The organism is Streptomyces sp. NPDC001204, from assembly GCF_053598035.1.
In genome coordinates, this window is record NZ_JBSFJL010000019.1 from 76,801 (window position 1) to 99,325 (window position 22,525).

Genomic DNA, 22,525 nt, shown 5'->3' on the forward strand with positions numbered 1-22,525 from the left:
TCAGCTGTCGGTGTTGGTGATGTAGATCAAGCGGACACGGGGACGCTACCCCGCGTTGATCTCCGTGAATCCGGTGTCTGCGGAGTGAAACGGCAGGGCAGTGAGGTGAGGACGCGATAGATGGGGCCTGGCTGGTACGTCAGAGTGGCAGCCGGGACGGTGAGTTCGATGTCCGGCAGCCTGCCCATCAGCCGCTCGATGGCCGCGACCGACACCACGAACACGATGTCCTCGGCGGGGCAGGAGTGCGGACCGGCCGCGAAGGCGAGGTGTGCCTTGTAGTCGGAGCGCTGCTCGTCGCTCACCTGACCGGCGTGGGGGCAGGTGTTGACCGCCGCGTAGGAGACCATGATGGGCTCTCCGGCCTCGATGGCGCGCCCGTGGAACGTGACGGAGCGCCGTGCGCGGTGGAGGCTGTACATGGCCAGAGGCGGATCCGCCCAGAGCACCTCGTCGATGGCGTGCCTGATGGGCAGACTCCCGGTGGTGAGAGTGCCCCGGTACCGCTGGTCGGAGAGCATCTGCGCGAGGGTGTTGGCGATCAGGCCCGCCAGCGTGCCGTAGGCCGCGCCCTGAGTGATCAGTACCTGGTTGATCACCTCCTCCGGGCTGAGCCCGTGCGGGTGGTCGATGAACCAGGAGGTGAGGTCGCGGCCGCGCCGCGCGCTCTTCATGGCGTAGAGGCCGCCCAGATACGCGGTGAGGGCCTGCTCGCCCGCCTCCTTGGCCTGCGGGACCGTACTCATCATCGCCTCGATCGCCGACATGAGCTGGTCCGCGCCCTCGTCCGGCATGCCGAACAAGGTGTTCAGGACCATGAGCGGCAGCCTACGGGCGTACTGGGCGACCAGGTCGGCCCGTCCCGTATGGGCGAACTCGTCCAGAAGGGTGTCCGCGTGACGCCGCGTCACATCCCGCAGGTACTGGGGGTCGAGGAGCGCGAAACTGTCGGTGATGACCTTTCGCAGATGCGCGTGTTCCTCGCCGTCGGCGAAGAACAGGCTGGGCCGCCACTGCAAGGGCTCCTTGACCGGACTGTCCTCCGGCACCGTCGTGTCCCAGCCCCGGGTGTCCTTGGTCCAGGTGCCGGGGTCCTGCAACAGGTCGAGAGCGGCCCGATAGTCGGTGACCACCCACACGACGACGCCGGGATCGATCTCGGCGCGACCCACCGGGCCCTGTGCTCGCAGCAGTTGGTAGCTGCGCTGAGGGTCGACGGCATGCTCCGGTCCGTACAGCGGTACAGCGTTGGGGGCGGCCGTCACAGATTGCCTCCGGCGCGGGTTACGAGGTGCGCGGCCAGGGCTCGCAGCGCGTTGAGGCTGGAGTCCCAGTCGCGCGCGTCGCAGATGACCATGGGGGTGTGATCCTCAACGTCGAGCTTGACGCGGAGCGTCTCCTCGTCATAGGTGGGGGATTCGGGGAATTGGTTCACGGCTACGGCATAGTCCAGGCCGCTCTCCTCTATGAGGTCCATGACCTCGAAGGAGTCGGCCAGTCTCCGGGTGTCCACGATGACGAGTGCGCCCAGGGCACCACGGGCGTAGTCGCTCCACAGGGGCTTGAACCGCCGCTGCCCGGGCGTGCCGAACAGGTACAGGACGATTCGCCCCTGGGCGATGGTGAGACGGCCGAAGTCGATGGCCACCGTGGTGGTCTTCTTGTCCGCGACCGCAAGCTCGTCGAGATGGGCCGCCGCGTCGGTCATGACCTCCTCGGTGTGGAGGCTCGGAATCTCCGACAGGGTGCGGATCATCGTGGTCTTACCGATACCGAACGGCCCGGCCACCAGGATCTTCACCCGTTCGTGGTTCGAGTCCGGCAGGTAGACCGGCGCACTAGAGGGCGAGGAGCCCATGCATAACCTCCTCCAGGAGGGCCTTGCTGGGCCGTCCGGCGTTAGCGGTGGGAGCAAGGGCGTCCGGAAGCGGCGCAGCGGCACGCAGGTGACCGTCGGACACCAGCTGCGCGGCGAGCATCTTCACCACGCCGATCGGAAGACGCAGATAGCCCGCGATCTCCATCACGGTCAGCCCGCCGTCACTGACCAGGTCGAGAAGTCGCTGATGGGCGGGCGTGTGATGGGGCAGCGCAGGTCGGCCGGTGGCGGTCAAGGCCGTCAGGTCTTCGAGCGTGCTGTGCTCAGGAGCGCTGAGGCCTCCAGTGGCCAGGTAACTGGGGACCAGTCGTCGCGCCGGGCCCGGGCTCATGATGACGGGCCATGGGAGCGCGTGGGTACGGACATCAGCGCCTCGCCGAGGTTCTTCGCCTGCCGCGCGAGAGTGTGCGCGACGATGTTCATCGGCACATCGGTGCCGAAGGAAGCGGCGATGAACGCGTTGGCTCCGCCGGCCGGCATGACCATAAGCGTTCCAGAGGCGTCGAGTTGGACCGTGATGGTGGAGATCGGAGTCTCCTCGGGTGCCTCGAGCGAGACGACGGCCGCCGCGCGCGCGGCGCCGTGCAGGGCGGACACCATGGCCGCCATACCCTCGGAGTCATCGCGGCCGAGGCTGCCCGAGGCTCCGACGACGATGCCGTCGGCGGACAGGATCAGAGCATGCCGGACGCCGATCTCGATGATCGGGCCCAGGACCCAGGACGGGTCGGGTATCTGCTCACTGAGAGTTGACTGGGTCAAGACTTGTCCTTGTTCTCAGAGTCGGTTGCGTCACGTCCGGCGGCGACGGCCTGCTCGAAGTCACCCCATGCGGCGCCGGCCGCATCCGGGTCCACCGGTCGAGCCGTACGAGTCAGAGAGCGGCCACGGGAGGATCCGCTCCGGCGGCGGCGCTGGGGCAGCCCGCTGGCGTCACGCGGAGACGGCGCACTGACGTCACGCAACCCCTCCCCGCGCTCCGCGGCGTCAGGAGGTACGGGCGTGCGCGGCGCCGGGGCCGGCAGGGCCGCCATCGCCGACGGCGGCTCCGCCTGCTCGTCGATGGTGGTCAGCAGATGCTTCGGAACCGCCAGCACGGCACGAACCCCGCCATAGGGGGAGACCTGATCGACGGACACGTGGAAGCCGTGGTCGGCGACCAGCTGCCCGATAGCCGCGAAACCCAGTGCCGGAGGGTCGCCCAGCTCAGTGAGCAGCAGCTTGCCGGCATTCTCGCCGGTCACCAGCCGGGTGCCGCGCGCGACGGACTCGCGGGTCATACCCTTGCCCGCGTCGTCGATCTGGATGCATACGTTGCCGTTGTCCGTCTGCAGAAGGGTGACCTCCACCGCCAAGTCGCCCCGTGAGGACTCCAGCGCGTTCGCCATCAGCTCGGCGCACGCCACCGCCACCGGTTCTGCGGCCCGGCCGACAATGCCCACCCCGCCGACCAGCAGTTTGGTGTGGACCTGGATCCGCTCGAATCCGTTCAGACGCGACGTGGCTCCCGCGACGACGTCCGGGAGGTGAGTGTCCGGCCGGACCAGGCCGGGCCACGAACCACTCACGATGGCCGCTTTCTGCACCAGCCGGAGGACCTGCTCGTTGAGCTGGTCGATACGAAAATACTCCCTGACGACCTCCGGGTCGCGGCAGTCGCGCTGCAGCTCGTCGATGAGCGTCTGCAGCCGGAAGCTCTGGGCCTGGATGGCCGTGCAGGCGCCGCGCAGTGCCGCCCGGGCGGCGGAGTCGATACGGCCGCGCTCACCGATCAGCGTCTCCACGAACAGGTCGTGCGCCGCCTGGGCCTGTACCGCGAAGTCGCTGTTGTCGTTCAACAGGCCGTCGGGCACGGGATGATGATCGCTTATCAAGTGCAGAGCGGCGGCGGGCAGCCGGTTGTTCACCAGGTGGCGCAACTCTTCGAACTGCGCCCTCTCGCGGGCCCGGAGGGTTGCCAACGCCTCATTCTGCTCAGCGATTTGCCGGGTTAGCGCCGCACAGCGACGTGACAGGCCCGCGCGGGATCTGGCCAGAGCCGCTGCGGCGACAGCGCCCGCTGCGGTTGTCGCACCCAGCACCGCAAGGGCAGCTTCGGGATTTGATGTCACGGATAGGGGGTCCTCGGAGGGTCAGAGCCAGGCCCCGGCCGGCATCGGGCGACACAGCGGAAGCTCACGCCCGACAGGCAGACCTGGCGATGTGGGTAAGGGAGAGGCGCGCACGTCTGAAGGCCACCGCGTGGGACGGCCTGCTTCCCGGAACTCCGCGCTCCCAGGAGCCCGTCCCGCGGCAGGTTCGCACCGAGAAACGGAACACGGACACGCCAGGCATACTGGGAACCAAGGGAAGCAGGGCATTTCGCTCCGGTCGACAACGAGCAGACGATCCGGCATGTTACTCATAAGATGATCAGCGCGTGGCTATCTTCACGTCGCGTCCACAATGCAGATTCCAAGGGCAACCTGGCCGTCGAGGGCGGATCGGTGCGGCCGTGCTCGGCCAAGAGGGACCGGACTGGGTGAACGGCCCTGGCGAGAGTGCTGCCGTTGACTCCGAAGAGCCGGGCGAGCAGGTCCCGGGTGCCGACTTTGCACATGAGCACAGTGAGCCTTTCCGGGAAATGATCCTGTCCGGCGACGGGCCCAGGAGGTCGTCACGGTGACGAGCGGTGAAACCGGGACGGCGGTCCGCCGCAGGCGCGCGTGAAGGCGGCGGTGAACGCCGCAGGCGAGGCGTAGCAAAGCCGACGCGAGACTTCGATGACGGAGGCCGAACGCAGCATGGGGAGCGCCGCCAACAGCCGCGCGCGGGCCCGTCAACTGGCCGGGCTCTCTCCTGTCTCCTGCGAAATCGCCGGGTGAAGGCACGTTCACTCACGGCCGTCCGCGTGGCCCACGAGGCATTGGCGACGGTCACGTCCGGGGCCGCCAGGTAGGCGCGACAGAGCGCCGCGAGGTCGGGAGAAGCGGGCAAGCCGATGTGGAACGGAAGCGGGGCGAGCGCGGCGATCTCGTGCAGCAGGAGCGCCGCGACGTGCCCGTCGCGTCCGGACAGACCGTAGTCGGGCTCGAACTCGACTGCCGCCAGCAGCAGTTCGCGTAGCAGCGGCGGCACGTCCACGACCGTGCAGGTGGCGGGCCACCACGGCACGGCCGTCGGCTCGATGTACAGGCTCCGGGTGCTCACCTGGAGCATGCGGACGCGGTGCCGGGTCGCAGCGGGGATCAAGAGCGCCCGCCCGGGAGAAACGTCCAGGAGCCATCGGCGGTGTCGGCGGCCATGGTCCCGGTGGCGCCGTAGAGGAACTGCGCGGCACCGGGATGGAGGGGGCGCCGTTCCCGACTGCGGGTCCCCATCGTGGCGTGCGCGGGGAACTCCCATCCCGTCCACCATCGCCCAGGCAGAGCCGAGCTGACGCGGCCCCCTGGCGTCCCCAGGAAGCTCCTATAGATCGTCAAGCGGCCTGTGGGAGGTTTGGCTGTGGGATATTCATGCTGGTCAGGTGCTTGTAGACCTCTCGCGCGATGAAGCGTTTGAGGCAGCGGAAGATGTCCTTCTTGGACATCCCTTCGGTAGTGCGTCGCGCGACGTAGAGCCGGGTGCGGGGGTCCTAGCGCATCCGCACGAGGGCGATCGCATGGAGGGCATGGTTGGCCTGGCGGTGGCCGCCGCGGTTGAGGCGGTGGCGGTTGATCCGGCCGGAACTCGCGGAGATGGGGGCTGCCCCGCAGAGGTGGGCGAAGGAAGCTTCGGACTTCAGCCGGTCGGGATTGTCACCTGCGGTGATCAGGAGTCGGGCGGCTGTCTCGGTGCCCACACCGACCAAATCCACCAGCCGGGGAGCCGCTTGCGCGACCCAGAAGTCGAGTTCGGCGTCGGCCTCCGGCTCCGGGGCGCAACTGCGTCGACCAGCAGCCGAAGTGCCTGTAACAGTTGGTGGCTATTCCACTTGCGAGCCCCAGGGGCACCTGGGCCATGATGATCCAATGAGCATGGACACGGACAGCGTGGCTGAGGCGATCGCGCGAGATTTGCAACTGATGAGTCCCAGCGTCCGGACATCGAGGGCGCTTTCGGATCAACTTCTCGATCCGGAATTTGTAGAGGTGGGTGCCTCGGGGCGCAGGTGGGACCGTGAGGCGATGCTTTCTGCGATGCCGGATATGCAGGGTGCGGACGAGGATGGCCCGAAATATGAACCCACGGGCATGACAGGCAGCTTCTTGGCACCCGGGTTGGTGCATCTCACGTACGAAACCACGATCGATGGACGGCGAGCACGAAGAAGTTCGATCTGGCGAAAGCTGGATGACGCTTCTGGTTGGCGGATGTACTACCACCAGGCCACTCCTGTTCCAGGCGAATAGAGACGGGGTCATGATCGCCGGGCGAGTGGAGCCGTACTGTCTGTCAAGAACACCCGGGGTGTATGACACCAACGCCTGACACCAACAACCGCGTACACCTCCGATCGGCGACGAACCTCAATGGGCGAACGGTTGCAGGCCTAAGACCGATCAGCCGCCCTTGATGAGCCGGTGTGATCGACCTGATAAGGATGAGGCCACAGGTTCAAATCCTGTTAGTCCCATCAGCGAGAAGACCTCCAGCCAATCATGGTCGGGAGTCTTTGACATCCGAAGGTGACATCATCCGATGAGTGGATCTTCTATTAGCTCAGCGAGCAGGATCCCGCCGGTGTGTCGGGCAAGCCGGGACGGCCACGGCACCAGAAGGTCTGCGGAAAGGCTTCCGCTGACGAGGGCTCTGGTCCTATCGTCTGACCCATGATCAGAAGAGGCGTTCCACTGCCCCCGACGGTCTACCCTCTCGCCAAGGGACGCGTGTGCGCCTTGCTTGCCGGCTCTCTGGTCTTCGTCGCTCTGGGTATTGTTTTCCTGGTCGCCCACAGCACCGTGACGATGACTGTGGCGGGGGGACTGGCCGTGCCCTTCTTCGGGTTCTGCTCGTTGATCATCATCCGGCGCCTGCTCCGCGACCGACCGGAGTTGGTGCTGGACGACGCCGGAGTGGACCACGTGAGGCTGGGCCGGTTCGGCTGGGACGAGATAGCCGCTGTGCGGATACGCGAGCAGCGGGTACGTAACACCTCGCAGTGGTTCATTGAGCTGGTACTGCATGATCCGGACGCCTATCTGGCTCGAGCATCCAAGCTCGTCCGCAGCACTGCGTCCATGAACGCACGACTCGGCTTTGGTCCGGCCAACATGGCCACAAACACCTTGCCGGTGCCACCGGAGGCGGTTCTGGACGCGATGCGGCGCCACCGCCCCGGACTCTCAGTACAGCACTGAGCGCGCCCGTTGGCCGACCAGCAGACGCCCGAGGTCGGCGCACCTCAGACAACGCGCCCCAGATCAGGGGCCGTTCACTTGCGTGGTGGGTGCGGGATTTGAACCCACGTGACTCGCGCCGCGACGGTTTTCAACACTGTCCGCCGATGGCAGTCAGCGGCTCAGGGCGTGCTTGTGGAGCGCGGCCGACGCCCGGGAGTGAATGCGCCCACACTGCTCACGATCCTCCTCCGGAGTGCCATCGGAGCAGCAGTCCTTTTGGGTTGAACGCGTTCAAAAGCCGGGATAGAGTCTGTCTTGACAGCTTCTTGAACGCGTTCAAGAAGGTTGGGGACATGGGCCTCGCCGCCATCGCCTACGTCATCTATCCGCTAGCCCGTTGCACACCCGGCCCGACGGGAGGCAGCGGGGGCTCACGGAGAACAGCAGCGCCGATCGCGTTTCGACCGAGGTCAGGGACTGAGCAGGTCAGCCGGCGTCCGCGCACGGCGTTTTTCAAACTGGGGTCTGGTCACCCCAACTCGCACGAGCGGGGGAGTCTTCTCATCCGTTCGAAGGTCACATGAGGGAAACGAGCGGTTCGAAACGACCTGACTATCCCCATCCCTGAGGGGCGGCTATGCGCACTGCAGTGATCGTATCCAAGGCCGTGCTTGTCGTTATCGCTACGTGGATCGCTCTCGTCGTGGGCCTGGCGCTGGTGGCGTTCCTGCCTGCTCGCGTGCAGTACTACGCGATCTCCCCAGCCACCATGTTCCTCTGGCTGTGCTCCCTTGTGGTGTGCCCCGTGCTGGCTTGCCTGGCGCTACGCCGCTGGATCAAGACCGTGCCGGGCATGCCGCCAGTCTGCGGTAGCAGATGAGGGTGCAGGCGATGCTGGTGAAGGCGAGGAAGTGGTCGGCTTTGCGTTCGTGGCGGCGGTGGAGTTGGCAACAGCCGGCGGGCCAGGCCATGGTGCGTTCGATGGTCCAGCGGTGTCGGCCGCTGCGGGCCCGTCGAGGTGTTTGCGGGGGAGCTGGGAGCGGGGCAAGTGGTGCGTTGAGGTGGCGGCGAAACGCAGTGTTGCCTCGCCAGTTGCGAGGTTGCAGCAAAGGGGTGAGGGTGGTTGGAGAACCCATACATAGAGCGCCAAACGGAGCTTCCCCATGCAAGCGAAAAAGGCTGAACTGTACGCACTCGATCTGACCCAAGCATGCTGGGCCAAGAGCAGCAAGAGCCCCTACACGTCCACCTGCGTCGAGGTAGCGGACCTTGGTGGCGGAGCTGTTGCCGTCCGTGACTCGAACCATCGAGACCTGCCGCCTCTGCGGTTCACCGCAGAAGAATGGGCAGCCTTCCAAGACGGTGTGCGCGAGGGCGAGTTCGGTTAGGACATCTCGCGTTCAGCCATGCAGCCGGGCCCGGCCTCACGCGTTAATTGTCGCGATTTCAGTCAGTATTGTTCGCGCTCAGACCTCAGCAGCCCGTGCACCCATAGCGAGCAGGCCGATCCGCGCCACGGCCGTGCCAAAGGGAGCGGCCAGCCACGGAAAACGGTGTATCAGGGTAGGTGCTGGCATGGAGAAGTGCCTGGCTTTGCGTTCGTAGCGGCGGTGGAGGCGGCGGGAGCCGGCGAGCCAGGCCATGGTGCGTTCGATCGTCCACCGGTGTCGTCCGAGTCGCTGCGAGGTCTCGACGCCCTTGCGGGCGGATCTGGTCCCTCCTGCGACGCGGCTGGCTCTCCAACGTCGTCTTCACCACCCCAGACCACCTCATCCAGCGCACGCCGCGGCTTTCGGCGCATCCAGTACCGCAGCGACCTCATAGACGGCTGCCTCGCCGAGGCGGGCCTGACCATCAGACTCGCCTGAGCAACGACACGAGATCAACCAGTTCAACCTCGGTAAGTGGTCTGGTTGGTGGCCCGAGTATGCGCCGGGGTTGGCCGGCAGGTGTGTTCTTCGGTGCTGGTTCAGGTGCCGGTCGCTCGGGCCGAGCGGAGTTGACTACGCAGGGCAGGCAGTCGGCCACAGTCTTCAGATTCGGCCAGGCCCTCCCCCAAGGCCAGGAGTGAAAGGAGCTGCACCGAGCGGCCAGTTGTGGCCGCTGCCTCCAGTTTGTGATGGCCGTCGAGGAGGAAGTGCGCCAGGCCCCAGTGCCGGTAGTGGTCGACTGGCAGGCCGGAAGCGGGTTCGCACACGTCCAGCGTTGAGACCGCCACAGCCGTCGGGACCGTTCCCCGGCCCATGAGTTCGATGTACTCCTCAACGCGATCACTCACGTTCCACGTCGGGGGAACCATGGGCACGACGAACTCATACAGGTGAGCGGACGCGTCGACTGTGGTCTCGAAGGTCCGGTAGTACGGCGTGTGCGGGTATTCCGGGAGGCCCCAGAACTGGTCGAGCCCCCACGTGGCCACCTGCTCGTCACTGAAGTAGTCGCCTTCCTGGCCGGGGACGACCAGACGGGGCTCCACGCGGAGTAGCACCGGAAGGTACTCGCCCTCCGGCAGCAACGCACCGAACGCTTCGATGACGCCGCCCTCGTCCGGATCAGCCAGCGATCCGGTGAGCCGCTCCTGCACGCTCTCCAGCGACAACGTCTGTCGGGCGGTCTCCAACCGGCGGAAGAGAAACGGGCATGATCCGCACCAGAAGCTGAGTTCGAAGGCGGGTTCCCCGTCGACCACGAGCAACCTGCGGCCCGGCCCACCCCCGGTCTTCCGCCGCTCCGCCTCGAAGCGCAACCGCGCCTCGGGTGCCGGTACTCCGAGCCTGCGCGGCTTGCCCCATTTGATCACCACGGACTGACCGTATGGGACGCTGCGGGTCGGCGCCACTGGCTATTGAACGCGTACCTGGCTGGTCAGCGTGGGGCTGGACAGCCACCCCGACCCGCCGACGCAGATCGCGAAGTGCCTTCTCCGAGGGCCGCGGTACCCGGGCGGCCCGTCCGGCCCCGAGTTTGCCCCAGACCAGTCCGGTGCCCAGATGCTCGAACAGGGCGAGCGTGAGCACGAAGTACACCCCGACGCCTGAGAACATGGTCCCGGGACGCCGGATGGCTCCATGCCCACGCCCTTTCACCCTTCTGATCCGTAGCTCTGCAGAGATCGGTCAACGGGGGCTGCAGAAGGCGCCCGGCGGTCCCTCAGAGTGACTGTCGGTCATGGTCGGTTGCTGTGTTGCTGTGTTGCTGTACTTCGCTGCTGTGCCGGAGCCGGGCTTCGTCGCACCCACTGCGCGCTCTGGGGACCGCCACTTGAGACGGCCAGCCGCGGCTACTTGTTCAGCCAGCCGGAGGGGATCATGGCCTGGTCCGTGAGAACGCGGATGTTCCTTCCGTCGGCGTCGACGATGTAGGCGCTGTAGGTGTAGCCAAAGAGGTCCTCGGCGTAGAAGGCGATCCGGGTACCGTCGGGCGAGAAGACGGGGCTCCGGATGTCGTTGAGCGGGGTCGGCCAGTTGCTCTGCAGCGTGGTGACGGCGCCGGTCGCCACATCGACGACGCTCAGGCCGTATGGGGTGGCGTAGACGATGCGCCGCCCGTCGGGGGACCAGCCGGCGTCCCTCACGTCGCGAACGGTGGTGAGCTGGTGCACCTGCCGGCTGGCGGTATCCATGACCCAGACGTCGGTGCCGGACTTCCGGCCGTCGGCCGTCTCGTAATCGGTGTTCCTTACGAAGGCGATGCTCTTGCCGTCGGGCGAGAAGGCGCCCTCGTAGCCGTTCGTGAGCACCTCCTGTCCGGTGCCGTCGCTGTTGATCCACTCCAAGCCCCGTGGGCTGTCGTAGACGATCCGCTTGCCGTCCGGAGACCAGTCTGGGTGCGCGGCGTAGGGCGTCCCGCTCATCTCGGGCGGGATACCACGGACCAGAACGCGCTGGTCACTGCCGTCGGCCTTGGCGACCACGAGGTGCCGCGCGTACATGCAGCCCTCGAACTGGGGAATGCAGGTGTCGTCGCGCTGGATGTACGCCAGGGCTGACCGCTTTGGAGAGACGACGCCGTCCAGGGCGTTCTGCGCGAAGGTCCCGGTGACCTTGCCGCTCACGGGGTCCAGCGAGACCATGGCGGGCAGGCCGGAGGAATAGTCCGTGGCGGTGATCCGGTCGGTCGCCGGCCCCTGTGCCGCCGTGGCGGTCCCAGCCATCGGTAGACCGGTAGCGACGACGATCCCTACGGCCAGCGCGACGCGTCTGAACAACACTTGAGCCCTCCTGGAAACAGGGAACCGGCGTATCCGGTTCCGGGTGCAAGAGCGCAGCCGGATCAAGAGACGTCACAGGGCGGGTCAGGCGCCGTCGGTTTTTGGACTGGGTGCATTCTGGACCACCCGGACATCAGCCCCGGTTTCCATCTCTGGAATCCGGGGCCTGACCTGGTACTTCTCTGTCGGGGTGGCGGGGTTTGAACCCACGCCCTCTGCGTCTTGAAGCACTTGGGTATGCGCCTGACCTTGCTTGGCTAACTGCGCCTCTCACTCGCTGCGTTGGTCCGCAGCCGTCCGCCTGCGCCCTTCCGCGGCACCAGGACGGCCAGGGACGAGGCTGGTGCGCGAGCACCGCATGAGGAGTTCTGTCCGCCCTCGGCCTGGTCGGGGCTCGCCTCGTGCACTGGTTTCGGACGTGGTTGCCGTGTTTTGCTACCGTCCGCAGTCGTTGATGCCAGCGTTGGATGTCAGCGGAACAGCTCCGGCATCGGGCAGGCCTCCAGAGGCTCATCCGACTGGTCGGCCCACCGCCGCCAGACATGTTCGGCCGGTACACCTCCACAGCGTCCGGCAGGTACGCCGGCCGTAGCCCTCCCGCATGGAGAGGAGGAAGCCGCCGAACCTCATGGGCTGGCTGCACTCGGGATGATCGGACGGTCCGGGGACGGCCCCGTCAGCCGTGATGAGGCGGCGAGTCTCCTTCGAAAGATCGAAACGTAAGGTCGGCGGAACGACTTTGGCCTGGAGTTTCATGACCCAATCAAGCGCAGCGCTCGGATCCTGGAGCACTGGTTTGGAAGACTGCGTATGTGGACGACGGCCGACCTGGCAAGTCTCTGACCTGTGCGGGAGTGCCGGTGACGCGGCTGTTCCTCCTGGGTCCCTGGCATCGGGCACGCGGCCGACTCTCCGCCTTTCAGGCGAGTCCGCAATGGCCCGATGGGCCTCGATCTTCGAGGCTCGCTTCCTGCCCCTGCGTCAGGTGCAGACGGTGCCCACGGGCGGGAGCTGACCGCTCAGCAGGTAGCGGTCGATAGCGGTGTCTACGCAGGTGCTGCCCTGGAAGAAGGCCGTGTGGCCGTCGCCGTTCCGAGTGAGGAGGCGGCCCGAGGAGAGCTGGCGGGCGAGCGACTGGGACCAGACGTAGGGCGTGGCCGGGTCGCGGGTGGTGCCGACGACCAGGATCGGCGGGGTGCCGGGTGCGGTGATGCGGTGCGAGGGCTGGGTCGGCCCGATCGGCCAGTGCGCGCACCCTTGGAGGAAAGTGGAGTAGAACGCCCCGAACTGGGGTGAGGCACGGACGAACTCGGGGAGTGCCGCCTCGGCCTGCGCGGGGGTGAACCGCGGGCCGAGTGGGGCGCTGAGGCAGTTGACCGCCGTAAGGCCCAAGCCGCTGACGACGGAGTTTGTCTGGTCCGCGGCGGAGACTTTCTTCAGCGCGGTGGTGACGCGGTGGGTCACCTCGCTCAGCAACACGCGCAGGTTCTCCCACGCGGGTGCCCGCAGCGCTATCGCGACAATAGCGAGGAGGGATTGCCCTGTGATGGTGACGTCCTTGCCTGGCTGGAGCGGGTTCTGGTCGAGGGCGGCCACCAGGGAGTCGAGGGTGCGGTTGGCTTCCTCGACGGAGTGGCCGACGGGGCAGTCGGTGCGAGTGGCGCAGTCGGCGGCGAAGGACTCCCAGGCGACCTGGTGTCCGTGCGCGGCGTCCAGGAAGCGGTGGTAGCCGTCGATGGCGGGGTCTACGGCTCCGTCCAGGACCATGCGGCCCACACGGGAGGGGAAGAGTTCGGCATAGGTGGTCCCGAGGTAGGTGCCGTAGGAGAGGCCGAGGAAGTGCAGCCGTTTGTCTCCGACGAGGGCGCGCATGAGGTCCAGGTCCCGTGCCGCTTCCAGGGTGCCGACGTGGGGCAGCAGCCGCCCGGAGTGCAGTTGGCACGCATCGGCGATCTTTTCGTTCACCGCGTCCTCGCCCTCGAAGTCCGGTTTCCCGGCGGTGTTGATCACACCAGCCTTGGGGAGGGCCAGGGCCGTGTCGGTGTCGCAGTCCACCGGGGTGCTGTCGCCGACCCCGCGCGGGTCGACCGCGACCAGGTCGTAGGCGGCGCGCACCGATGGCGAGAACGCATCAGCGGCGGCCCACAGTCCGGTGATGGCCGAGAAGCCTGGACCACCGGGGTTGTACAGCAGGGAGCCGATCCGCTTCGCGCCGGTCCCGGTGGCCCGCTTGCGGGTGGCCGCCAGAGTGATGTCGCCCGCGTCGGGGTGGGCGTAGTCCAGCGGCGCCTTCAGGGTCGTGCACTGGAAGGCTGGTTTGTCCGGGCAGGGCTTCCAGTCCAGCTGCTGTTGGTAATAGCGCAGCAGACCCGCCGGGACGGCGGCGGTGGCCTCCGGTTCGGCAGGGAGATGGGCCGGGCTCAGCCGCAGGTGGGTGGCCGTGCACGAGGTCAGCAGCAGCCCGCAGGCGCTCAGCACGGCAAGCGCGCCGCGGAGCCTGCGCCGGGGTATTCGATCACTGGTCGGGTCAGCGTTCATCGCCAGCCTTCGCTTCCGCCCGTGCGGGACACGGGACTTGTGGGGATCGAGGGTGAGGCCGCGATCGTCGGCCTTGGCGCCGGGACCCGTCCTCAAGCGGCGCTCTCACCGATCCGCCTCGCGATGTGTAACCAGATCACCACAGATCGTGTTCATGTGACCGCTTGACTGAGCCGAATGTGTGAACCGTGCTGTTCCACGTTTCTTACGAGGTCCCGTCGCAGGTTCCCGCGGTCATAGGCGGGGGCAGGGGTGATGAGACCTCTCTGACCTGCTCTTTTCGCAACGGCTACCGAGCCCGTCGTCTTCTGGAGACGGTCCGGTTCCGTTGTGCTGGGTGTCTCGGATGTGCCGCGTGCGTCCGCGTTCTGGATGGAGGCCCTGGGATACGTCCCGCGCGAGGAGATGGAAGACGACTGGGTGGTGCTGGTGCTGCCGGCGGAAGGGGCCGGAGTGCATCTGGCACCAGGTCTCAGCGAGACGCCGGTTCAGGGGCATCCGCGCATCCATCTGGACCTGTATGCCGGGGATGCGGCCGACCAGGCCGCCGAAGTCGAGCGGCTGATGTCGCTGGGGGCCCAGCGCGTGGACTGGGATCTTCGTCGGATGTGTGATCTTGCACGGTGCTCTCTCCTTTGTCGGTCCTGGAGTCCTACCGCCTCGGGACTGGTGGGCTCGCATGTTGACGTGTCGTGTATTCACTGGGATGTCACGGCATCGGTCACGATGAGTAGCTGGTCAGGGTGGTTTTCCGCGGGCCAGGTTGGGACGATGCGGGGATGGAGAGTGATCTGACGGAGCCCTCAGCTACGGAGTTGGCAGAGGTCATGCGCGCTGCGCTCATGCATGCCCGGTGGGATCCGGGCGGTGATCCGGCGGTCGCCGTTGATGTGTTGAGCGCCTTGGTCGAAGGTGTGTGCGGTCCGGTCGATTCGGTGGCGGTCGGACAGACTGTCTTCGACTCCGAAGCTCTGGGGACGGTGTACCTGTTCTGCGCTTCAGTGAACAAGGTCCTTGATCGGAATCACCCGGCGTGGCCCCCCGCTCACCGGGGTTTGTCCATAGCGGAGCATCTCGCCTTCGTGCAGCCCTTGCTGCCCGGATTCCACCGGCGGCAGCAGGAGGTACTACGACTTCTGGACGGGGAGTTTCCGGCAGACAACTGATCCAGTGAGCATGCGGAGTGGCGAACCCAGAGCCCAGACTCACTCACCGTGTGTGGTCGCCGGGAGCGTATCGGCTCCAGGTTCCTCCGGCTTCGCGGTGACCAGCCGGGTGGCTGTCCTGTCGTGGTAAACCGAGCGCCTTGGCGATGACGGGGGCCGGGGCCTGCAGGACGAGGTGGCGGATCGCGGAGGTCCTGCCGCGCTGCGGAGGAACGCCGATCTTCCGCAGGTGCACCTGGAGGCTGACCGGGTTCATCAGCGATGGTAGCCGTAGGCGTCCCGGATCTCCCGCGCGTGCTCGTACGCCGTCTTCAGCCGTTCGGTGTACCGCTGCACGCACGACGGGTCCTGAAAGCCGAGCTGTACGGCCAGGTGCTCGACGAGGACGACGAGGGGTAGCGGGAGCGGACTCTTGCCGGATACGTGCGCTGGCGAGGACGTACCACTCCGGTGTGCAGACGCGCTTGAATCGTTTTGCGCCGACGATACGTTCAGCGCTTGACCTTGACGCAACGGCAGGGTTTCTACTGGCGGCATGCGAATCGGAGAGATCGCCGCGCTCGTGGGGCTCACCACCCGGGCGATCCGGCACTACCACCATGTCGGGCTGCTTCCGGAACCGGAGCGGCGCCCCAATGGCTACCGGACCTACAGCGTCCGAGATGCCGTCCTGCTCGCCAGGGTGCGCAGGCTCACCGAACTCGGCCTCAGCCTCGATGAAGTGCGCGACGCCCTCGCCGACGATGCCGGGCGCGAACTGGCCGAGGTGTTGGAGGAACTCGACGCCGACCTGGCCCGCCAGGAAGCCGACATCCGGGAGCGCCGCTGCCGGCTCAGCGCCCTGCTCGCCGAGCCGCCCGGCGCGACCGGGCCCGTCTCACCCGCCCTCGCCGCACTGCTGGCACAGGCCCCCAGGACAGACTCGCCGAGCGCGACCAAGGACCGCGAGTACCTCACGCTGATGGACGCCACCAGCACCGGTAGCCAAGAGATTTTCGCGCTACTCGGAACTCTGATCGCCGATCCCGCGGTCGTCGAACTGTATGAGCGCCTCGACGCGCTCGCCGAAGCCCCCGCCGACGATCCGCGGATCGCACCCCTGGCAGCTGACCTGATGGCAGCCGTCCCCGAGGAGCTGTTCGCCGCGATCCCCGAGGGCGGGGTGGTCGTGACCGGGTTCAAGGAGGCGCTGCTCGCCGAGTACACCCCCGCGCAGGCGGAAGTCGTGGGTCGGCTCATGGACGCGTTCATGGGGAGGGGCCGGGGATGAGCGGCCGACCAAGGGGCGTACGGGCGGCGCGGGTCGCGGTAGCCGCCGTACTGCCGGGGGAACTGGCCATGGCGGCCTGCCTGGTGGCCGGGGTCCGGCCACCTGGGTGGGCGCTGGCGAGCGCCGAGGCGCTGGTGCTCGCGGTGCTGCTGCTGGAGGCCTGGGTGCTGCGCTCGCTGTACGTCGCCGCGCGCGCCCGCGGCGCGGACCGCCGGGCGGCGCAGCGGGCCGCCGTACAGGAGGCGGTGCCGGTGACGGTCCGACGCCTGGTCCTCCACGAGCTGCGCGCCCTCGCATCCCTGGGGCGGTGGGTTCGGCGCGGCACGCACGGGGTACGCCCCGGGGACCTCGCTGCCGCGTACACGGGGCCCCAGACCGCGATGATGTACGGGCTGCTCTTCGTGATGGTCATCGAGACGGTGGGCCTGGCCTTCCTCATCCCTTGGCCGACGGTCCACCGGGTGATCCTGGTACTCGACCTGTACGGCGTCGTCCTCGTGCTGGCCCTGCACGCCGCCTGCGTCACCCGACCGCACGTCGTGCGCCCCGACGGCTCTCTGCGGATCCGCTACGGAGCTCTCTTCGACCTCGCCGTACCGCCGGACGCGGTCGCCTCGGTCCGGGTCGACCGGCGCTACCCCGAGGGCCGCCTGATCACCCTCTCCGAGGACGGGGTCCTCGACCTGATCGTGGGCAGCCAGACCTCGGTGACCTTGGAGCTGAACCGGCCACTCCCCTTCACCCGCCCGCTCGGCGCAACGGAAGAGGCCCACACCATCCGCTTCCACGCAGACGACCCGCGCGCACTGGTCGGCGCGCTCCGTCAGCCCGCCTGAGCACACAGATCGGTTCCGACCGCACAGGCGGAGCGAGAGACAACTTCGCCCTCTGTCAACCAATTCGGCGGAACCGATGACTCCTGGCAACCCCTCCAGCCCAACGACGCTCCCTGGCCACCATCACACTCACCATGCAGGAGCAGTACTACGGCGACGTGCAGGAGGTCGGACGCCCGTGGTCTTCGCCGCGACTTGGCGCCCGGCAAGGCACTCCGATCGGGCGCCCGCCCGGTTGCAGTGGCTACCCGACATTCTCATAAATGAACATCTGTGAGAGATCTGCGAGAGCCCCCGGAGGCACTTGCCGGGTGTGCCGTCGGCCCCGACTCGGCGTCGGTGAAGGCCGCATGCGGGAGGGCATGGCGCGGTCGGTCGGGTCAGACGTGGCAGCGTACGTTGACTAGCAGTGTGTCGGCGGGCAGTGCGAGGAGATAGGACTGGACACCTTGGTGCCCCTCGTTGACGTCCGGCTCGTGGACGCAAACGGCGTGGCTGTGGCATGCGCCATGTTGGGGTGCTTCGTCCAGTTCGTACCACCATCCGCCTAGAGTCAGCACGTTGCGCGAAGGCAAGAGGCTGAACTCGTAGGTCGCGACGTATTCCTCGCGGCTGTGTTGGCCGATACCGACCGCGTCCCAGCCGAAGGAGAAGTGGTCCGCTATATCCGGCCGGGCCAATGTCGGCGCGACCTCGGCCCAGGCCTGGACGGCCGGCTGGGCACGGTAGGCGGCGGCCTCCTGTGACGTTTCGTACGAGGCCCTGGTCCCTGCGGCGGCGAGGTGACGGTAAAAGAACACCGACTCGTCGTCCGCAGCCGGGTGGCGGGAAGCTACCTCCTGCCATCGATCCCAGACCCGGCCCGCGTGCTCGGCGCCCCTCGCTCGGAGGGCATCGCGGAAATCGATCAGCCCCCTCGGCCCACCCGCGCATATTCCGGGCAGACCGGGCTCCAGCGTGCCGTCCCAGCGGGGACGATCCTCGATCAGCCGCGGGTCGTCCTCGTGGTCGGACAGCACCGGCAGGCCCATGGACCCGCCACAGATCCGAAAGCTGTCCCACACGTCCCGTTCCACGGCGCCCAGACCGTCTCGCGCGAAGGGCATCATCGCCTCCGCGACCGCCTCGTCCACCCTTCCCACGGCCGAACCGGGCAGGCACACGATGATCGACATTCCAGCCATGCTGGGATCGTAGGCAGGACGATCACTGCACGCCATCCCGTCCGCGGCGAACTGGAGAGTCTCAACCAGCCCAAATAGGCACTCGGCTACACGAAAAGCATGCGCAGAGTCATCGGTTCGTCACCAGGTACGCGCGTGGACTCCCCATGATCAAGAATTCCGCCAGGGTCAACCTCACCTGACCAGCAAGAAGAGGGACTGTCATTTCGCGTGGTGCCAGATCGACTTCTTACGCGCGATGGCGCCGAGGTCGGTCTGTACAGCGGAGCCAACCAAAGTGCTTACAGACACACGGTGACTCGCGCCACGACGGGTTTCAAGGTTGCGTGTGGCACACGTCTCTGCGACGCAACCCCCACGCCCTGAATCGGCCGCTCACGAAGATGCCTACGCCGATGGACAGCGCGATCAACAGAACCGACGGCCCGGCGTCGAGGGTCACGTGGCGGCCTCCGGCTGCCAACGACACCAGGAAAGCAATCGCCGTGAGGGTCGCACCGGCGACGGTGAGGAAGACCGCTATCTCGGCCCACCACATGGCCCGCATCGGTTGAGTCGTCATGGTGATGTTGTACATGGCGCATCTGGTTGCTGTACAGCAGGGAAGTACAGCAACCCCCGAGCCCAGGACCAACCGCTGCCAACCCCAAGCAACCAGCTGACGTACCTGACCGACCTCAGCGACCACCATGTCCATGGTTCGCATCGAGGGGATCAGCCGCGACGAGCGGACCCCGCCGCTCGATCACTCGCCGCCACATCAGCAGGTACCGAGTGGTTGGCAGCCCAGCTGGGCGATCAGGCAGCCTTTGCCCGGCTGACGATCAAAGCGAACAGGGCTGCGCCAACGGGTACCCCGATGATCCCGCCTACCTGGAACCCCACATGGTGCGTGAGGGAGAGCCACGCCTGCACTGCAAAGCCGAGCACTGCCATCACGAGCACGGCCACGAGAGCGACGGCACATCCAACGCGCCGGCGCGGTGGCTCCGCGATGTAGAGCCCGAGCATCGGGGCAGCGGCGAACACCTGGACCGCGAAGGTGAGCGTTCTGTCGACCCCGTCTTCGAAGTGCCAAAGCGCCAGACTCATGACTCCCCAGACAGCAAGGCCGAGCAGAGCACGCAATGCGACGGACACGACCATCACCCACGCTCGACGGCGAATCGGATCAGTCTCGGGGCCTTGCTCTCTCGTCACGCCGAGAGGTTAGCGGTCGTACGGGACGGTGCATGAACCTGGGGCTTTTGAGCACACGCGCAGCTTGTCGTTGAAGTCTTCGGTGTCGTCGAAACTCGGCGCCGTTGTCGGTCTGGATGACCTCGACTGGATCGGCCGGCAGGCGCTGCAGCACGTAGTCGAGGAACTGGATGGCGGTCTTCTGGTTCAGCTGTGGGTAGATCCGCAGGACGCGCAGGCGGATGCAGTCGTCGATGGAGGTGAACTGGTAGTACTGGTTGCGCCCGCCGCGCCTGCCCTGGGGTGCGGAGGCGAGCAGCCCGATGAATTTCACGTCGATCTGCGACCGGTGGCCAGGCAGTTGCTTCTTGTACCGCTTCCATCTGCGGTCGTGGCGCTTGCAGCGCTGGAAAGCTGGTAGGCGGCCCATGTCCAGGCGGTTGAGGATGCGCCACACGCCCAACTTGCTGATGGTGACGTCGTGGTACGGCTTGAGGCACACGGCGATCTTCTCCGGGCCGAAGTGGTAGTTCTGCCGCAGGTAGATGATTTTCCCGACCACCTCGGCGTGGGTCGCGTTCGGCGAGGGCCTGGGTGCCTTGGAGCGGGTGCGCAGGCCCTCGATGCCCTCGGCCTGGTAGCGGCGATACCACGTGTAGTACGCCTGCCGGCTGATCCCGAAGTACCGGCAGGACATCGCGACGTTCCCGGTGACCTCTTCGACGTGGCGTATGACGGCCAGGCGCCGCTTGGCCTCACGGTCAAGCGGCGGGGTGGTGGGGATGGACTTCGGCATGTGGATCTCCGTAGTGATCGGAGACCCAGGCGGACAAGGGTTACCGAGGTGCGGGCAGCGCCATTCGGGTGCCCTTCCGCAGCCGGTGGGATCGCCTTTCGACAGGTCAACGCGCGGTCAACGCCGCGCACGCCCGCATCCGGGCCCTCGGCGAGCAGGCCATGACCACCCTGAAGACCTGGCGCGTGCTACGGAAACTCCGGCGCAGCGCCACACGAATCACCAGCCTCGTCCAAGCCGTCCTCACCCTCCACCTGACCTGCTCAAACTGAGGTTGGCAACGGCTCATTTGCTGCGGCAGGCGCGTAGTCACGTCTGCACTCGCCGGGCGAAGCGGCGCAGGGCGAGGTAGCCCAGAGCGGCGGTGCCGAGGGTGAGAGCGGTGAGGTAGCCCCAGGTCGGCATGTGGCCGGTGGAGGGTGTGAGGTTGGCGCGGAGGCCCTCGCTCATGTAGACGAGCGGGTTGGCCAGGGTCAGGACCTGGACCCAGCGGATCGGGTGCAGAGCGGTCCACGGGTAGTAGACGCAGCCCAGCATGGTGGCGGCGGCCAGGAGCAGGCCGAGCAGCGGCCCGAAGGCGGAGGCGTCGACTGCGGTTCCGAGCAGCAGCCCGAGCGCGGAGGCGAGCAGCGCGCTGAGTACCAGTGTCGTCAGCAGGAGGGGCCAGTTGTCGATATGGGCTCGGGGCGCGTTGCCGGGGGCGTGGACGAGCCAGACGATCGGGACGACAACGAGGGTCGAGACGAGGCCGAAGATCGCGGAGGAGGTGATCTTCTGCAGGCCAAGGGCCCAGACGGGCAGGGGTGCCAGGGCGCGGTCGGTGATCTCGCGGCCCGGGCCGAGTTCGGCGGCCAGCGGCCCGGTGACGGACATGATGCTCTGCAGGGTGAGGGTGCTGGCGATCAGACCGGGCAGCAGGATCGTGGAGAACGAGGTCGCGCCGCCCAGTCCGCTGCCGATGCTGGGCATGACGTAGGCGAAGGCGAAGGTGAACAGCAGCGGCTGGAGGCCGACCTGGATGAGCAGAGCGGGAAGGTTGCGGCCCAGGACGTGGAGGTCGCGGCTGGTCAGCGCGCGGTAGGCGTGCCAGGCGGCCCGGCGGGACGACAGCGGGCGGGAGGTGGTGGCGAGAAGGTTCGCGGTGGTCATGGCGTGTAGTCACGTCCGGTCAGGGTGAGGAAGGCGGTCTGCAGGCTGGGGGGTGTGGTGGTGGCGTCGCGGACGATGAGGCCGGCCGCACTGCCGGCTCGCAGCAGGTGGCCCAGGACGCCGTCGGGATGCGTGGTGCGGACCCGTACGGTCGGGCCGTCGACGGCCACGTCGTGGGGGCCGCCGGGGATGCTGCGCAGGGCGTCTGTGGCCGGGGTGGCATCGCCGTCGTAGTGGACGGTGATGACCGTCTGCGCTCCGCTGGACGCCTTGATCGCCCCGGGTGTGTCGCAGGCGAGCAGGTGCCCGTGGTCGATGACGGCCAAGCGCTGGCACAGGGCCTCTGCCTCGTCGAGGTAATGGGTGGTCAGCACCACGGTCTGGCCGACCTCATGCAGGCTTGCGATGATCCGCCAGAGGTCCTCGCGTGCCTGAGGGTCGACGCCTGCGGTGGGTTCGTCGAGGAAGAGCACCTCCGGCAGGTGCATCAGGGCCCGGCCGATCATGACCCGGCGGGCCTGGCCGCCGGAGAGCTGGTGGGCTTTGGCGCCGGCCTTGTCGGCGAGGCCGAACTGCTCCAGCAGTTCGAGCGCGCGGCGGCGGGCTGCTGCGGCGGGCATGCCGAAGTAACGGCCGCGGAAGGCGAGGTTGTCCGCGACGGTGAGGGCGCGGTCCAGTGTGTTGGCCTGGGAGACCACGCCGATGCGGGACTTCACGCCGACCGGGTCGGCGCTCACCTCGTACCCGGCGACCCACGCCTGTCCGGCGCTGGGCGCGACCAGGGTGGTGAGCATGCCGATGCTGGTGGATTTACCGGCGCCGTTGGTGCCGAGCAGGCCGAAGAACTCGCCCTGGTGGACCGTCAGGTCCAGACCGTCGACGGCGACAAGACCGCCCTGCGCGCGCGGATAGACCTTGCGCAGGCCCTCCGTGCGGATGGCCGCCGGGGCGTGGGCCGTGGTGGCGGCAGGGGCGAGGGGCGGTGCGGGGGCTGGGGTTGGATTCATGTGGGTGCTCC

21 protein-coding genes and 10 pseudogenes are annotated in these 22,525 nt (G+C 67.3%); 10 read left to right on the forward strand and 21 right to left on the reverse strand.

The genetic code is table 11. The features are described 5' to 3' along the window. Positions 1-26: 26 nt before the first annotated feature. From ACWC91_RS24755 to ACWC91_RS24790, 8 genes and pseudogenes are all read right to left on the reverse strand, one after another. Positions 27-1,265: a cytochrome P450 family protein gene (locus ACWC91_RS24755; RefSeq protein WP_225080332.1), complete on the reverse strand. Its 1,239-nt coding sequence runs from the start codon at positions 1,263-1,265 to the stop codon at positions 27-29. Then, complete coding sequence (locus ACWC91_RS24760) at positions 1,262-1,858, reverse strand: GTP-binding protein (protein ID WP_281156638.1); 597 nt, start codon at positions 1,856-1,858, stop codon at positions 1,262-1,264. Before ACWC91_RS24760 ends, ACWC91_RS24755 begins: the two co-directional genes overlap by 4 nt. Next, complete coding sequence (locus ACWC91_RS24765; RefSeq protein ID WP_225080330.1) at positions 1,839-2,210, reverse strand: DUF742 domain-containing protein; 372 nt, start codon at positions 2,208-2,210, stop codon at positions 1,839-1,841. The genes ACWC91_RS24760 and ACWC91_RS24765 overlap by 20 nt, the downstream gene beginning before the upstream one ends. Beyond that, on the reverse strand, positions 2,207-2,641 hold the full coding sequence (locus tag ACWC91_RS24770; protein WP_109382247.1) for a roadblock/LC7 domain-containing protein: 435 nt from the start codon (positions 2,639-2,641) through the stop codon (positions 2,207-2,209). The genes ACWC91_RS24765 and ACWC91_RS24770 overlap by 4 nt, the downstream gene beginning before the upstream one ends. Next, entirely contained in the window at positions 2,638-3,990 is a 1,353-nt protein-coding gene (locus ACWC91_RS24775) for an ATP-binding protein (RefSeq protein WP_141365636.1), read from the reverse strand. The genes ACWC91_RS24770 and ACWC91_RS24775 overlap by 4 nt, the downstream gene beginning before the upstream one ends. A gap of 290 nt (positions 3,991-4,280) precedes the next feature. Further along, a pseudogene (locus ACWC91_RS24780) lies at positions 4,281-4,472 on the reverse strand (hypothetical protein); the annotation flags it as partial. A 63-nt stretch (positions 4,473-4,535) separates the two neighbouring features. Next, positions 4,536-5,193: pseudogene (locus ACWC91_RS24785) on the reverse strand (helix-turn-helix domain-containing protein); the annotation flags it as partial. Positions 5,194-5,336: 143 nt separating this feature from the next. Continuing rightward, positions 5,337-5,738: pseudogene (locus ACWC91_RS24790) on the reverse strand (transposase); the annotation flags it as partial. Positions 5,739-5,868: 130 nt separating this feature from the next. On the opposite strand from ACWC91_RS24790, the gene ACWC91_RS24795 reads away from it, so the two are divergent. From ACWC91_RS24795 to ACWC91_RS24810, 4 genes are all read left to right on the forward strand, one after another. Further along, positions 5,869-6,249 carry a nuclear transport factor 2 family protein gene (locus ACWC91_RS24795; RefSeq protein ID WP_450643196.1) on the forward strand — a complete coding sequence of 127 codons (381 nt, stop codon included), beginning with the start codon at positions 5,869-5,871 and terminating at the stop codon, positions 6,247-6,249. A gap of 420 nt (positions 6,250-6,669) precedes the next feature. Continuing rightward, positions 6,670-7,197 carry an STM3941 family protein gene (locus ACWC91_RS24800; protein ID WP_225080328.1) on the forward strand — a complete coding sequence of 176 codons (528 nt, stop codon included), beginning with the start codon at positions 6,670-6,672 and terminating at the stop codon, positions 7,195-7,197. A 619-nt stretch (positions 7,198-7,816) separates the two neighbouring features. After that, positions 7,817-8,059: a hypothetical protein gene (locus tag ACWC91_RS24805; RefSeq protein ID WP_225080327.1), complete on the forward strand. Its 243-nt coding sequence runs from the start codon at positions 7,817-7,819 to the stop codon at positions 8,057-8,059. 283 nt (positions 8,060-8,342) lie between these two features. Further along, complete coding sequence (locus ACWC91_RS24810; RefSeq protein ID WP_225080326.1) at positions 8,343-8,567, forward strand: DUF397 domain-containing protein; 225 nt, start codon at positions 8,343-8,345, stop codon at positions 8,565-8,567. Between the two features lie 78 nt (positions 8,568-8,645). Here the strand turns inward: ACWC91_RS24810 and ACWC91_RS24815 are convergent. Beyond that, a pseudogene (locus ACWC91_RS24815) lies at positions 8,646-8,891 on the reverse strand (hypothetical protein); the annotation flags it as partial. Here ACWC91_RS24815 and ACWC91_RS24820 point away from each other — a divergent pair. Further along, positions 8,876-9,047 (forward strand): annotated as a pseudogene (locus ACWC91_RS24820) (IS630 family transposase); the annotation flags it as partial. The pseudogenes ACWC91_RS24815 and ACWC91_RS24820 overlap by 16 nt on opposite strands. Positions 9,048-9,148: 101 nt before the next feature. On the opposite strand, the gene ACWC91_RS24825 reads toward ACWC91_RS24820, so the two are convergent. The 4 genes and pseudogenes from ACWC91_RS24825 to ACWC91_RS24840 form a co-directional block, all read right to left on the reverse strand. Then, positions 9,149-9,979 carry a hypothetical protein gene (locus ACWC91_RS24825; RefSeq protein ID WP_450643202.1) on the reverse strand — a complete coding sequence of 277 codons (831 nt, stop codon included), beginning with the start codon at positions 9,977-9,979 and terminating at the stop codon, positions 9,149-9,151. A 94-nt stretch (positions 9,980-10,073) separates the two neighbouring features. Further along, a pseudogene (locus ACWC91_RS24830) lies at positions 10,074-10,223 on the reverse strand (transposase domain-containing protein); the annotation flags it as partial. Positions 10,224-10,459: 236 nt separating this feature from the next. Continuing rightward, on the reverse strand, positions 10,460-11,332 hold the full coding sequence (locus ACWC91_RS24835) for a hypothetical protein (RefSeq protein ID WP_450643198.1): 873 nt from the start codon (positions 11,330-11,332) through the stop codon (positions 10,460-10,462). A gap of 1,038 nt (positions 11,333-12,370) precedes the next feature. Continuing rightward, a complete protein-coding gene (locus ACWC91_RS24840; protein WP_450643199.1) occupies positions 12,371-13,927 on the reverse strand; it encodes an alpha/beta fold hydrolase in 1,557 nt (518 codons plus the stop codon). A 330-nt stretch (positions 13,928-14,257) separates the two neighbouring features. On the opposite strand from ACWC91_RS24840, the pseudogene ACWC91_RS24845 reads away from it, so the two are divergent. Continuing rightward, a pseudogene (locus ACWC91_RS24845) lies at positions 14,258-14,524 on the forward strand (VOC family protein); the annotation flags it as partial. 182 nt (positions 14,525-14,706) lie between these two features. Then, the gene (locus ACWC91_RS24850; protein WP_450643201.1) at positions 14,707-15,093 is read left to right on the forward strand and encodes a hypothetical protein; all 387 of its coding nucleotides are present in this window, start codon (positions 14,707-14,709) and stop codon (positions 15,091-15,093) included. 43 nt (positions 15,094-15,136) lie between these two features. Here ACWC91_RS24850 and ACWC91_RS24855 read toward each other — a convergent pair whose 3' ends face one another. Beyond that, positions 15,137-15,349, reverse strand: coding sequence for a hypothetical protein (locus ACWC91_RS24855; protein ID WP_281156730.1), 213 nt, complete (start codon positions 15,347-15,349; stop codon positions 15,137-15,139). A 5-nt stretch (positions 15,350-15,354) separates the two neighbouring features. Next, positions 15,355-15,474, reverse strand: a pseudogene (locus tag ACWC91_RS24860) (DUF4158 domain-containing protein); the annotation flags it as partial. Positions 15,475-15,628: 154 nt separating this feature from the next. Here ACWC91_RS24860 and ACWC91_RS24865 point away from each other — a divergent pair. Both ACWC91_RS24865 and ACWC91_RS24870 read left to right on the forward strand, forming a co-directional pair. After that, positions 15,629-16,363 carry a MerR family transcriptional regulator gene (locus ACWC91_RS24865; protein WP_281156729.1) on the forward strand — a complete coding sequence of 245 codons (735 nt, stop codon included), beginning with the start codon at positions 15,629-15,631 and terminating at the stop codon, positions 16,361-16,363. Continuing rightward, positions 16,360-17,199: a hypothetical protein gene (locus ACWC91_RS24870; protein WP_225080320.1), complete on the forward strand. Its 840-nt coding sequence runs from the start codon at positions 16,360-16,362 to the stop codon at positions 17,197-17,199. Before ACWC91_RS24865 ends, ACWC91_RS24870 begins: the two co-directional genes overlap by 4 nt. A gap of 380 nt (positions 17,200-17,579) precedes the next feature. Here ACWC91_RS24870 and ACWC91_RS24875 read toward each other — a convergent pair whose 3' ends face one another. From ACWC91_RS24875 to ACWC91_RS24890, 4 genes and pseudogenes are all read right to left on the reverse strand, one after another. Further along, positions 17,580-18,374, reverse strand: coding sequence for a hypothetical protein (locus ACWC91_RS24875; RefSeq protein WP_450643831.1), 795 nt, complete (start codon positions 18,372-18,374; stop codon positions 17,580-17,582). A 325-nt stretch (positions 18,375-18,699) separates the two neighbouring features. Further along, positions 18,700-18,960, reverse strand: a complete 261-nt coding sequence (locus ACWC91_RS24880; protein ID WP_450643832.1) for a hypothetical protein — start codon at positions 18,958-18,960, stop codon at positions 18,700-18,702. A 221-nt stretch (positions 18,961-19,181) separates the two neighbouring features. Beyond that, a complete protein-coding gene (locus tag ACWC91_RS24885) occupies positions 19,182-19,583 on the reverse strand; it encodes a hypothetical protein (protein ID WP_450643842.1) in 402 nt (133 codons plus the stop codon). A gap of 88 nt (positions 19,584-19,671) precedes the next feature. Further along, positions 19,672-20,358 (reverse strand): annotated as a pseudogene (locus ACWC91_RS24890) (helix-turn-helix domain-containing protein); the annotation flags it as partial. Between the two features lie 29 nt (positions 20,359-20,387). Between ACWC91_RS24890 and ACWC91_RS24895 the strand changes: the two are divergent. Next, positions 20,388-20,630, forward strand: a pseudogene (locus ACWC91_RS24895) (transposase family protein); the annotation flags it as partial. Positions 20,631-20,667: 37 nt separating this feature from the next. Here the strand turns inward: ACWC91_RS24895 and ACWC91_RS24900 are convergent. Both ACWC91_RS24900 and ACWC91_RS24905 read right to left on the reverse strand, forming a co-directional pair. Continuing rightward, positions 20,668-21,507, reverse strand: coding sequence for an ABC transporter permease (locus tag ACWC91_RS24900; RefSeq protein WP_450643833.1), 840 nt, complete (start codon positions 21,505-21,507; stop codon positions 20,668-20,670). Next, positions 21,504-22,514, reverse strand: coding sequence for an ABC transporter ATP-binding protein (locus ACWC91_RS24905; protein WP_450643834.1), 1,011 nt, complete (start codon positions 22,512-22,514; stop codon positions 21,504-21,506). Before ACWC91_RS24905 ends, ACWC91_RS24900 begins: the two co-directional genes overlap by 4 nt. Between the last annotated feature and the right edge of the window lie 11 nt (positions 22,515-22,525).